The sequence below is a fragment of the Spirosoma daeguense genome (assembly GCF_054776875.1).
This window is the reverse complement of sequence record NZ_BAAHBF010000004.1, coordinates 865,446-877,942: the sequence shown is the minus strand read 5'-3', so window position 1 is coordinate 877,942 and position 12,497 is coordinate 865,446. Positions and strand designations below refer to the sequence as shown.

Annotated in this window: 10 protein-coding genes; 8 read left to right on the top strand and 2 right to left on the bottom strand. The window is 47.3% G+C overall.

All coding sequences use genetic code 11. From position 1 onward, the window contains the following. Positions 1-73 precede the first annotated feature (73 nt). Together ACYVD4_RS16325 and ACYVD4_RS16320 are read right to left on the bottom strand one after the other, a co-directional pair. The gene (locus ACYVD4_RS16325; protein ID WP_460947509.1) at positions 74-1,609 is read right to left on the bottom strand and encodes a SusD/RagB family nutrient-binding outer membrane lipoprotein; all 1,536 of its coding nucleotides are present in this window, start codon (positions 1,607-1,609) and stop codon (positions 74-76) included. A gap of 59 nt (positions 1,610-1,668) precedes the next feature. After that, positions 1,669-4,827, bottom strand: a complete 3,159-nt coding sequence (locus ACYVD4_RS16320; RefSeq protein WP_460947507.1) for a SusC/RagA family TonB-linked outer membrane protein — start codon at positions 4,825-4,827, stop codon at positions 1,669-1,671. Between the two features lie 676 nt (positions 4,828-5,503). On the opposite strand from ACYVD4_RS16320, the gene ACYVD4_RS16315 reads away from it, so the two are divergent. From ACYVD4_RS16315 to ACYVD4_RS16280, 8 genes are all read left to right on the top strand, one after another. Further along, positions 5,504-6,328, top strand: coding sequence for a phytanoyl-CoA dioxygenase family protein (locus ACYVD4_RS16315; RefSeq protein ID WP_460947505.1), 825 nt, complete (start codon positions 5,504-5,506; stop codon positions 6,326-6,328). A 123-nt stretch (positions 6,329-6,451) separates the two neighbouring features. Then, entirely contained in the window at positions 6,452-7,702 is a 1,251-nt protein-coding gene (locus ACYVD4_RS16310; protein WP_460947503.1) for a sterol desaturase family protein, read from the top strand. A gap of 213 nt (positions 7,703-7,915) precedes the next feature. After that, positions 7,916-8,773 carry a DUF1684 domain-containing protein gene (locus ACYVD4_RS16305; RefSeq protein ID WP_460947501.1) on the top strand — a complete coding sequence of 286 codons (858 nt, stop codon included), beginning with the start codon at positions 7,916-7,918 and terminating at the stop codon, positions 8,771-8,773. A gap of 3 nt (positions 8,774-8,776) precedes the next feature. Beyond that, positions 8,777-9,055 carry a hypothetical protein gene (locus ACYVD4_RS16300; RefSeq protein ID WP_460947499.1) on the top strand — a complete coding sequence of 93 codons (279 nt, stop codon included), beginning with the start codon at positions 8,777-8,779 and terminating at the stop codon, positions 9,053-9,055. 196 nt (positions 9,056-9,251) lie between these two features. After that, positions 9,252-10,412, top strand: coding sequence for a methionine aminotransferase (locus ACYVD4_RS16295; protein WP_460947497.1), 1,161 nt, complete (start codon positions 9,252-9,254; stop codon positions 10,410-10,412). Between the two features lie 67 nt (positions 10,413-10,479). Beyond that, positions 10,480-10,962: a DUF4395 domain-containing protein gene (locus ACYVD4_RS16290; protein ID WP_460947495.1), complete on the top strand. Its 483-nt coding sequence runs from the start codon at positions 10,480-10,482 to the stop codon at positions 10,960-10,962. A 21-nt stretch (positions 10,963-10,983) separates the two neighbouring features. After that, positions 10,984-11,541, top strand: coding sequence for a carboxymuconolactone decarboxylase family protein (locus tag ACYVD4_RS16285; protein ID WP_460947493.1), 558 nt, complete (start codon positions 10,984-10,986; stop codon positions 11,539-11,541). Then, entirely contained in the window at positions 11,541-12,344 is an 804-nt protein-coding gene (locus tag ACYVD4_RS16280) for a mycofactocin-coupled SDR family oxidoreductase (protein WP_460947491.1), read from the top strand. Before ACYVD4_RS16285 ends, ACYVD4_RS16280 begins: the two co-directional genes overlap by 1 nt. The last annotated feature ends 153 nt before the right edge of the window (positions 12,345-12,497 follow it).

Sequence of the window (12,497 nt, the reverse complement as noted above, 5' to 3'; positions counted from 1 at the left end):
ATAAAAAAGGCGACTCGAAGAAACCGAGTCGCCTTTTTTATGCCCTTTTCGAGGAACAATCAGAAGAATAAACCTATTGCTTATCCCACCAAACGCGTGTGTCGAGGTTGTCGGGGCCTTGCCGGGAAATGGCTTCGTTTACCTTGGCACCGTTTACCGAAAGCTCAGAATCAGGATAGCTCAACCGATTGATGAAGTTGCCTTTGATTTCCTTACCCGGATACGGATTTGGCGTCAGCGCAGGGAAACCGCTACGTCGGAAATTGGCGAAAACTTCGGGACCATTCAGGAAAGACGCAACCCAATATTGTGTGTTAATGAGCTGAAGCCCCTGAGCCGCTACATATGGATTTTTCTGCAAGTAAGCCGTAATGTTTGCATCTGATACCAGCGACGTAGCATCGTAATCGCCCAGTTGTTTCATATGCGCCGTTACGCCCGCATTGTAAAAGTCAGCAGGTGATCCTGTTGTCCAGCCCCGTTGCGCAGCTTCGGCCAGCAGCAACTGTGTCTGTGCATACGTGATCAGAAAAGAGGGCGCATTAAGGCCACCCATACGCAGTCTGTCTAATTGGGAATAATCATAAAAAGTAGCCAGGCCATCTTTGGTTGCCTGAGCACCGATAGTACCGTTATCGAAACCGAGTGGCATACCAATTTGTACGGCTGGGTCACGACTGGCTCTGGCTGCGGTTTGCTCAGGGCCGCTTTTCGCACCAACGTAACGCACTGCAATAGAAGCCAGCCGTGGATCAGAGGTTGATTTCAGGTAATCGACAAACGTCTTAGTCAGGTAATAGTTAGCGGCCTCGGTCGAATTCAACGTAGTACCTGTTGGATTCTGGTAGTTCGCGTTGTTCCGAACAACACAGTTATCAGCGTTCGACTGCATCAGGCCAGCCGCTACAGCTTTCTGAACTGTCGATTGAGCCAGTGTTGGATTTACTTTCGATAGTCGCATACCAGCACGTAGCAGCAGCGAGTTCGCCAGCTTTTTCCATTTAGCAATATCACCCCCGTAAACAAGATCACCCGCTTCGATGGTTTTCGTTGCGTCAAGAGCGGCTGGTGCTTCTGATAGCTCTTTCAGAATATCCGTGTAGATGCTTTCCTGCGTATCGTATTTAGGCGTGATGTTGGCAGCTAGATAACCTGAACCCGCTTCAGTATAAGGAACATCGCCATACGTATCGGTCAGAACCATAAATACGTAGGCTTTCCAGATACGCATCATGTTGTATAGATTCTGGCGGCTGGCGTCAGTTTTGGTTTTAGCTAATGCATCGACCAGATACCGGACATTGTCCCGATAATACCGCTGCCACAGAGCCGCATTAGCACCCGCAGCGCCCCGGTTATCGATGTTGAAGTTACCTCCCGAAATAATACCGGAGTTGGGCGAAAACATCTGTTGCACAATCGGTTCCTCGAAAATAAGCACCGAAGCACTAGGGGGCGTTGTATTGATAATCGCGTTGTTAAACGTGAAAATGGGATTTAGTGCCGTTGCCGCCGTTGGGTTCGTATTGAGCTGGTCGAAGCCTTTTTCGCAGCCACTCAGGCTAACGAGCAGGGCAACCAGCGGTATGTATAAAACAGTTTTTTTCATGACTTTAAAGGGTGTTGTTTGCCAGTCCAGATTTAGCCCGCCTGAACTGGCAAATAGATTTAGAATCGAACGTTCAGGTTAAAACCGATGCTTCGGGTAGTTGGTAATCCGGTCGATTCAAGACCAACCAGGTTATCGGAGCTGAAACCGAATTGTTCAGGATCGATATTTGGTACCCATTTTTTCAGAATCGCTACGTTGTTAGCTACTGCGCTCAGACGAATACCTTTGATGAACAGGCTCTTTGGCAGAAGATTCGTGAAATCATAGCCGATGCTGATCTGCCGGAGTTTCCAAAGACCTGCATCGTACACAACTTGTTCGCCAAGGCTTTTAGTACGCCCAACCGAGTAATAATCCTGTACTGCGGCACGTACCGTATTAGCCTCGCCGTTGGTGTTGACGCCTACGCCCACCATTTTGTTGTCGGCTTCACCACGACCAACCAACGTTTCTTTCTGTAAACCATGACGGAAGGCGTTCAGGTTAGTACCCGAAATCATTTTGCCGCCGAGTTTGAAATCAATCAGGAACGACAGGCTTACCCCTTTGTAATTGAACGTATTGGTGATACCGCCAACGTATTTAGGCAGGGCTGAACCAAACGAAATCTGATCGGCTGTTCGGTTGGGAATACCGTCGCTACCATGGATGATACGTCCCTGTGCATCACGTGCATAGCCGTAGCTGTAAAGCTGACCTAGCTCCTGACCCACAACCTGGCGTAGCTCGCCTACATAAATGCCGGTACCGACGGTGATACGTTCAGCTTGTTTGTCCTTGTTGATATCTTTTTCAGGCGATCCGTCGTCGTCGGTGAGTAGTTTCAGAAGTTTGGTCTTGTTATACGAACCATTCAACGTAACATCCCACGAAAAATCTTTCGTACGAACTGGAGCTAGATTCAATAATACTTCAATACCTCGGTTGCGGCTCTCGCCATTGTTAATCAGGACGCTCGTATAGCCCGACGCATCGGATGACTGCGCTTGCACAATCTGATCGCTGGTGATTTTGTTATAAACGGCCAGATCTAATCCAACGCGATTGTTGAATAATTTCAACTCCAGACCAACTTCCGTTTCTGCCGTACGACTGGGACGTAGCGTATTGCTGGGAACCGTGTTCGACGTAATGTTACCTACCGGCTGTCCCTGACCGGCTGGATTTGGGAAAAGGTTGGCCGCTACAGCGTAGAACAGGTTATTGGAATACGGTGCTACGTCGCCATCACTACCAACGGCAGCATAGGCCGCCCGGATTTTACCGAAGTTCAACCATGAAGGCAGTTTGTCGAAGGCTTGTGAGAAAACAAAACTACCTGTTACCGACGGATACAGAATGCTCCGGTTTCCAGCGGCCAGGGTTGAGAACCAGTCGTTCCGAACGGTTCCGTTTATGTACAGGAAATCTTTGTAAGAAAATTCAGCCGCGCCGTAGAGTGAGTTGACCTTCCGTTCGCTAAGACCATACGTTGGGTCTTTAACGCGTCCGTTCTGAGGAACGTATAAACCGCGAACAATGAAGTCAGTGGCGAGTACGCTATTTACATCGCTACGACGGTAGAGTTGGTTGCCACCTAGGGTCAGATCAACGCCAAAAACACCAAATTTCCGGTTCGCGCCAATCAGGAAATCGCTGTTGACTTCGCGGAAACGACGGGCTTCCTGTACATAAGCACCATTGACAAAACCGGCTGGCGCTGCTGCTAGCGAAGCCTGACCCGTTGGGAAGTTATAATCCTGATCGCGCGACCAGTAATCCTGACCAATCCGGCCCTGAATGTATAACCAGTCGGTCACGTTGTATCGTGCCGAGATATTACCGAACAGACGGTCGCGACGGATATTTTCGAATTTGTAGTTCATGACGTAGTACGGGTTCGTACGGTTCATGAACCGGGAATAGATAAACTCGTTGCCCGTTGCTGGATTGATCTGATTGGCTTCCAGTACGTCGAGTGGCATCGAATTGGCAAGCGTATAGATCACCGTTGGCGTACTGTTATCCTGTTGGGCAATCTGTGGCGGGTTTTTGTTGTACTCATTCGAGTAGTTCATCGATCCCGTTACCGTCAGCCGGCTCGATAGATTGTAGCTGAAGCCGAGGTTGATGGTTTTCCGGTTGAAGCTGTTGTTGGGCGTAATGCCTTTGTTGTCCAGATTAGAGATCGACAGGTTGAAACCACCTTTTTCGCTACCCGACGAAACGGATATCGAATTTGTCCAGGTAGAACCAGTACGATAAAACGAGGTGACGTGATTGCGAACAGGCTGATATGGAACGGTTACACCGCCAAATAAAACCTGCGACTGACCTGCAAATTTCTCACCGAAACTCCATACGCCTGATGTTGGGTTGGCTGCCGTTGGGCGAACACCGTATTCACCTTGTCCATATTCGTACTGATAATCCGTGAAATCGAGCGGTTGGTCGGTAGTGTAGTTGGTATTATACGTAACGCCAATACCCTGCCCCGTTCCTTTGGTTTTGGTCGTAATAAGAATGGCACCGTCTTTAGCACGTGAGCCATATAGTGCAGCAGCCGTACCACCTTTCAGTACGGTCATACCTTCGATATCGTCGGGATTCAACGACGAAAGACCGTCACCACCATCGGAGTAGTTCCGGTCGCGGTTGCCAATAGAGCCATCGCTGCCGGTGTTCCCGTTGTTCTGTCCGAAGTTCGTATTGTCGACCGGTACGCCGTTGATAACGATAAGCGGGCTGTTCTGACCCGAAAACGACGACTGGCCCCGAATCCGGATTTTAGAGGTACCGGCAGCACCTGTGCCCAAACTGCTGATGTTTACCCCCGCAATTTTACCCTGTAACGCATTGATAAAGTTTACGGTACGGTTGGTGGTTACTTGCTCAGGGCTAACAATGGCCGTGGCATAACCCAGCCGTTTCGCTTCTTTCTTGATACCCAGTGCCGTTACCACTACTTCACCCAGATTTTGTTCTGCTTCCTGAAGCGTGATAGTCAGTTGGGTTTGATTACCAATCGATTGAGTAGTGCCAGCAAAACCAATGGCACTGAAAACAAGCGTAGCATTAGGTGCAACATTGAGGGAGAAATTGCCGTTGCCGTCGGTGGTTGTGCCGAGTTGCGTGTCTTTTACCAGAATGTTTACCCCCGGAATTGGTTGCTTATCTTTACCCGATAAAACGCGGCCGGTAACCCGACGGTCCTGCGCCCAGACCGTATGAGTCATGAGAAAGGCAGTCCAAAGCAATAGGCAACAGAGACTGACCCTGAGTTGTACAACTTTTTTCATTACAGAGATGATTTTGATTAGGATAATTTGTTAAACACAGGTTTGCTTTTGGTAAGCATAGGTTGGCATTTGCCTGCGTGGTGGCGCAACTGAAAGCGCAGTAACAAGTCGGCAGATAATTTGAATTTGTTACATTTAATCACCAAAAAGTAAAATTATTATTTTAGACTAAAGCGATTACTAGGTATTTCCTACTATCTATTTCAAAAACAATCGAAAAAATTTGGAAAAATAAAAAAGCATATTCACCTTTGCCCACCGAATTAGGAGATTAAGTAGATTAATAACTATTTCTATGGAAAGGAACTATGCATCATCAGCTTTCGTCGCTTCTGGCAACCCCCGTTCTTTTTGGAGTATAATGGCCATGAGGCTATGTTGTTGTTGATTCTTCCTGTCTGATCGACAATTTATTCTAGTTTTAACTCCTGTTTTATCCGTTAATTTTTGAGTAACTCCACCACGTTAGGCATTATTATTGATTACAATAAGCCAATAGGGTGAGCGTAACTAAACGTAAATTTGAAGCAAACTATCGTTTGCTTTTTCATAATCTAAAATACTATACTTAATCTGTATAGTAAATATATTAAAAAGAAATTTCTTCTGAATTATGGCAACTGTATTGACCGAAAATCCCGTACGTATTCCATCCAGTCTCGCCTTAACCGACGAGCAAAAAGCTTTCTTCAATCAGAACGGCTATCTACACATTAAGGGATTTGTAAAACGCGACGTAGTACAGACGTTTTTGCACGAATTACAACGTATTGAAGCGAACTGGATCGCCGAAAAGGTTGATAAAATAAACGGGACGCCAATTAAATACGGTCGAGATGAGAATGGGCAGCTTATTGTCCAGCGGTTTGCGTTTGCGTCCTGGTTTAGCCCGGTTCTGCACGAATTTTTGCAGGATAAACGTTTGAAGGCCCTTACTACGTTGCTCCAGCCATATGATGGCCGGATTGGCGAAGAAGAAAAAGATGGTTTAGTCGTAAATCACTACGTCAGAACCCCCGAAAGTAATTTCTCCCGTATGGGCTGGCATACAGATAGTCCTCGTGATTTATTTCTGGGCCATCGTATCCGGCCTATGCTCAACGTTGGTCTTCATCTCGACGATTGCCCAATGAGTAATGGCGGTTTACGCGTGCTGCCCGGCACACATAAACAAAGCACACTGCTGACCTTATTCCGTAAGCGTCAATTCATCGACCATCGCCCCGATCCGCGCGAAGTAGGTTTCGATATTGAAGCGGGCGACCTTACGATTCATAATGGAAGTTTATGGCATCGGGTCGAACAGTCGCCAAATCTGGGATCCACGAGCCGTCGTCGGGTTATGTACATTCCGTTGATTACGGGCGAATATTTGCCTAAAACTGCGTCGAGTAAAACGCCTTTTTATCATCGGTTGGGAAGCAAAATTTTACGTTAACGATATAGAAGCAGAGGCCCCCGATAGGCTCTGGCTGTCGGTTGTAACTATCCACTTAGTCACTAGCGCGACTCCAACATGCTCCGGCTGTTGGGGCCTTTCGCTGGAACAAAATAAACGTATATGGAGTCAAACTGGTCGGCTTTTTTTATGATGCATGTCAACTGGCTGGCATTTGCGGTGCCTATGTTCCTGCTGTTTATGGGGGCAGAATACCTGATAGCCAAATGGCAGAAAAAAAGCTTTTTTCGATTCAATAATTCAGTAGCAAACCTGAACGTCGGTATTGCCGAACGATTGCTGGATACGTTTACGGTTGGTGCTTTCTATTTTGTTTACGATTACCTGCACCGAAATTTTGCCCTGTTTGAGATTCGGCCAAACGTTTGGGGTTGGGTCGGATTGCTGATTGTGACCGATTTTGTTTGGTACTGGTATCACCGATTGGCGCACGAAATCAATGTATTCTGGGCTGTACACGTAGTGCATCACCAAAGCGAAGATTTTAACTACACCGTTTCGGCGCGTATTACGGTATTTCAGGCCATCGTCCGCACGGGTTTCTGGTCGATTTTACCCGTAATTGGATTTCCGGCAGAAATGATTACCACAATTCTGCTGGTTCATGGCCTGTATCCGTTCTTTATTCACACCCGAACAATTGGTAAACTGGGCTGGTTAGAATACGTATTGGTAACGCCATCGCATCATCGGGTTCATCACGCCAGCAATCCGCAGTATCTGGATAAAAATTACGGCGATATGCTGATTATCTGGGATAAACTGTTTGGTACGTTTGCCGAAGAAAAGGAAGAACCCGTTTACGGCCTGACTAAACCACTCGATAGTCATAGTTTTTTATGGCAACATTTTCATGGCTTACTTGAGGTGTTGGTGGCTACGTGGCGGGCCGATGGCTGGCGGGCAAAATGGAACGTATTGTTTGGTCGCCCCGATACAGTACCCGAAACGATTCGGCCAGAACTTGAGCAGCGATTCCTATCGGCCAATGCTGCTGAGCGAGTGTCGGTGCATACCCGAACTCGGCGATTTAGAGGTTACGTTGCCGGACAATTGGCTGCTACGTTGCTGATTTTGTTCGTTTTTCTATTGTTCGAACACTACGTGCCAGCGTGGCTACAGCTTATAACGGCCTTGTTTATTCTGCTTACACTCATCAACTGCGGAGCCCTTCTCGAACAACGTCAGTGGGTTTTATACCTCGAAATGGGCCGTTTGGGCGTTATTTGGTTAGCCTTATATGGTTTGCTCGGTTATCCGATGCTGATTGTGCTGGGGTATATCGGGGCGTTGTCGATCTGGGCTTATTTTTCGCTTGTTCGAAAACGTTATTTCCAGTTGATATACGGATAACGGATTTCCTCGTGCCACAATCACTACGATAAAACAACCTGATAAACAGCTATACAAATGGTATGTAACGATAATAATGAACCAAAGTGCAGACGTTCCCGGTATCGCAAACGACTTGTAAACGCACTGTCATTCAATAAGGTACGTAGTAAACGACGCAGTAAATCACTGAATCCGTACTCGATCAGTTTTTTCGGTCTCTGGTTTTTGGCAATGATAGCCGTTGCTGGATTTCGTACGTCGGACGAACCGTCTTACAAAGCCCAACTGGAAGAGTGGTATCAGAATCGGGTCAAATCACTTAAAAGTGAAACGGGCTGGCTGAATCTGGCCGGTTTATATTGGCTAAATGAAGGCAAAAATACGGTTGGCCGTGGTCCCGATTTCGATGTTCGATTTCCGGTAACGGACGCGCTCAAGGAGTTGGGCGTGTTGACCCTGAAAAATGGTCAGGTGCGGTTCACGCCCAATCCAGAGTCGGCGGTGTTAGCTGATAATAAGCCTATTATCGAATCAGTGGTGATTTTTTCGCCTGAAATTAGTAAACCTACTGTATTGTCTCATGGATCGTTACGTTGGTTTATCATCAAACGGGGCGATAAATATGGTGTTCGGCTGCGCGATCTGCAAAGCCCGTTTCTGACAGATTTTCACGGTATCGACCGCTATCCAATTGATGAAACCTGGCGAGTGAACGCGAAACTGGAAGTACCGACAGAGCCGAAAACGATTCCAATAACCGACGTATTGGGTTATACCACGGACACACCTTTGGCCGGGACGGTTGTATTTGAACGAGCTGGAAAAACGTATCGGTTAGATGCCGTCAGCGAAGGAGAGAAACTATTTATCATCTTCGGCGACTCGACCAATGAGCACGGTACCTATGGGGCAGGCCGGTTTCTTTATGCTGACAAGCCCGTTTCTGGTGATCAGACGACGCTTGATTTCAATCAGTCAATTAATCCGCCCTGCGCTTTTACACCGTATGCTACGTGTCCACTGCCCCCAAAACAAAATAAGCTGGCAGTAGCTGTAGCAGCCGGTGAAAAACGATACGGCGACCACTAACCAATGCATAACGAACGTAACGAGAAACGAGTCGCATACTTTTATAATCTGCCGTATCACGACCAACTGAATCTGGTTTGGCAACAGGGCATGCTGATTGAGGCTCGTCGTATTCCCGGTTTTTGGCTGCATCTGTATGCAGTCAATGCTTTTTTTGTGGAGATGTGGGTCTGTCAGCGTCGCTACGATGTTACGTTGCTACGTCCGCTAAGCAATATGGATGAATTGGAGCCGTATATTGACAAAATTTCTCTGAATGAACTGTTTACAAAGAATGAATAATGGTTTTGTTTTGATAGTGATAAGTTAGTTTTTATGACAGATAGCTAACCCCACCCTAAATTCCTTCCCTAGTTTTTAGGGGAAGGACTTCAAAAAGTCGTTGGGCAAGTCCGGCAGCGGCAGCGCGTCTCCCTACGGGAGAGGGGCTTAGGATGGGGTTACATTTCCCATTGTTCATTCTTCATTATCCATTAACATGAATACGCTGGCAAGCGCTACGTTCCCATCAAAATTACCCAACGTCGGTACAACCATTTTTACCGTAATGTCGAAACTGGCGGCCGATGTGGGGGCCATCAACCTGTCGCAGGGGTTTCCGGGTTTCGACTGTTCTCCCGAACTGGTGTCGTTGGTGGAGCATTATCTGCGTCGCGGATTTAATCAGTACGCACCCATGACGGGTGTTCAGCCATTACGTGAAGCAATTGCCCAAAAAACGTACGACCTTTATAACGTAGCGTATAACCCTGATACCGAAATCACCGTTACGTCGGGTGCTACCGAAGCCATTTTTGCGGCTATTACGGCAGTGGTACGTCCGGGTGATGAAGTGATCGTATTTGAACCAGCTTACGACAGCTATGTACCGGCCATCGAACTGAATGGCGGCAAGCCCATCTACGTAACGCTGACACCGCCCGATTATACCATCGACTGGCAGATTGTTCGGGAGAAAATTACCGATAAAACCCGGCTGATTCTGGTTAATACACCCCATAATCCAACGGGCCGGGTCTGGACAACGCAGGATTTAGCGCAGTTAGCGGCCATTGTTCGCGAGCGCGACATCTGGATTGTCAGTGACGAAGTGTATGAGCACATTTTGTTTGACCAATACACGCACCATTCGCTGATGACGCATCCGGTGTTGCAGGAACGGACGTTTGTGGTGGGCTCGTTCGGGAAAACTTTTCATATTACGGGCTGGAAAATTGGCTACTGCCTCGCTCCGGCTGAGCTGACGAAAGAGTTTCGGAAAGTGCATCAGTATTTGACATTCAGTACTGTTACACCGATTCAATATGCACTGGCCGACTACCTTTCTCAGCCGTCGCATTATCGGGAGCTGTCGGCTTTTTATCAGCGCAAACGCGACCTGTTTCTGGATGGTCTTCGTAACTCCCGGTTTACGTTTAAACCCGCAGCCGGAAGCTTTTTTCAGACAGTTTCTTATGAAGCGATCACCGACGAACCTGATTACGACCTCGCTATTCGATTAACGAATGAGATAAAGGTAGCTTCGATTCCGATTTCGGTGTTTTATGCGCAGAAAAATGATTACAACGTTCTCCGGTTCTGTTTTGCCAAAGACGATGCCATTCTGGAAGAGGCCGCTCATCGACTGAGTCAGTTGTGAATTGAATGAAGTCTTTTTTTGTTACGTGTGATTGACGAACACACGAATTTTAATGAATACACTACGTATGAAAAAAGAAGAAAATTCATCCCCATTTTCATCATTAACGGTATTCCCGCAAGGTCTTGACTGCCCGGTCGATGGGGTGAAAATGAATGAGAATAAAGCACGAATTGTAGCTTTCTTAGTGCTCTTAACTGCCATTACCTACATAGCAACAGGATTCTGGCCTTTGTTTCTTTTTCTGCTGGTCGACTTTGCGCTACGTGCCTTCGATTACGGCAAATTTAGTCCATTGGCAAGGCTGAGCGATTGGCTAATCGAGCAATTCAATGTGCAAACCCGACTGGTCGATCAGGCTCCTAAACGCTTTGCGGCAGGAATTGGTATGGTATTTTCGGCGGTTGTTTTAAGTTTACATTTTCTCGCAATTCCATCGGTTTGGGTCGCTGGCACTCTGGCTGTTTTTGCCAGTCTTGAATCGTTGGCCGGTTTCTGTGCGGGTTGCTACGTGTATACGTTTCTAAAACGAGTGCGAGTTATACGATAAGTTATTCCTAAATCTGTGAGTATGCCTAGAATCAAACCCTTACCCATACACGAAGCGTCGCCCAATGTGCTGGCTGCTTATGACGCGCACGTAACAGATTTTCCGGGCAGTCGCATCACCAACATGAAGGCTACGCTGGGCCGTTCGGTGCTGGCTTTTCAGGTCTATATGCAGTGGTATCCGTTGTATGAAGAAGTAAAGAAAATTCTGGGCAATCGGCTGGCGTACCTGTATGCTCATGCCATTTCTGAAGGTTCGAATTGTCCGCTTTGTACTACGTTCTTCCGTCGGCTTATTATCGATAATGGCGAACGTCCTGAAAACCTACACCTGACGCAAGCCGAACAGGCAGTCATTGATTTCGGCAGTGCCATTGCACAGAATAAAGGCGAAATTTCAGACGAGCGTTACGTAGTGGTTGCGGAGAAATACACGGAAAATCAGTTAGTCATTCTGATTGCGTTTGCGGGTCAGATGATTGCTACAAACGTATTTAATAACGTTCTGGAAGTTGACATCGACGAATATTTGTATCCGTATTTACCCTTAACTCAACAGCAAATTCAGGCGCAACAATAATGGCTGATTTCGACGGAAAAGTAGTGTTCATCACCGGAGCGGCTCATGGGCAGGGGAGAGCTGTTGCGCTGGCATTAGCGAAAGAAGGTGCCCGAATTGTAGCGTTCGATCTGGCAAAACCGCTGACGTATCCGGGCTATGCGCTGGGCTCTGAAACGGAACTGGAAAGTCTCCAGCGCGAAATTGCAGAACTCGGAAGCGAATGTCTGACGGCACAGGGCGATGTTCGTCGTGATGAAGATATTCGTCTGGCGGTTGAGAATGCGCTTGCTACATTCGGACGTATCGACATTCTCTTTAATAATGCTGGTATCTGTGCTTATGGCCTCGTTCATGAATTGCCCGAAGAAGAATGGGATGCGATGATTGACATTAACCTGAAAGGGGCGTGGCTGGTGGCCCGACGCGTTATTCCGGCAATGATCGACCAAAAATCGGGGGTTATAATCAATAATTCATCCATCGCCGGATTGCGGGGTATGAACCGACTGAGTCACTACGCGGCATCGAAATGGGGGCTGGTGGGGCTAACAAAGTCGTGGGCTATTGAACTGGCTCCGCATAACATCCGCGTCAATTCCATCCATCCAACTGGCGTTAATACACCGATGAACGACGGACTGGCAGAGTTAGAAGGCACCACCACACAGGAGATAGCCGAACGGTCGGCGGGTAATCTGCTTCCCGTGCCCTGGGTCGAAACCGAAGACGTAGCGGCCATGGTGTTGTATCTGGCTTCCGACAAAGCACGCTACGTTACAGGATCACAGTTTGTACTCGATGCGGGTTTGCTAACACGTTGATTTTTAGGATTTTTTACTTCTACACTAGCTCTCTTTCTGAGGGCTTTTTTTATGTCCGATCTTCAACTGAGTACAAGGCAATAATAGCGTCTGGATTGCTTATTTGCGATATTTTATTAGATTTGACATGCTTAATGTTACGTTAACGTTAAG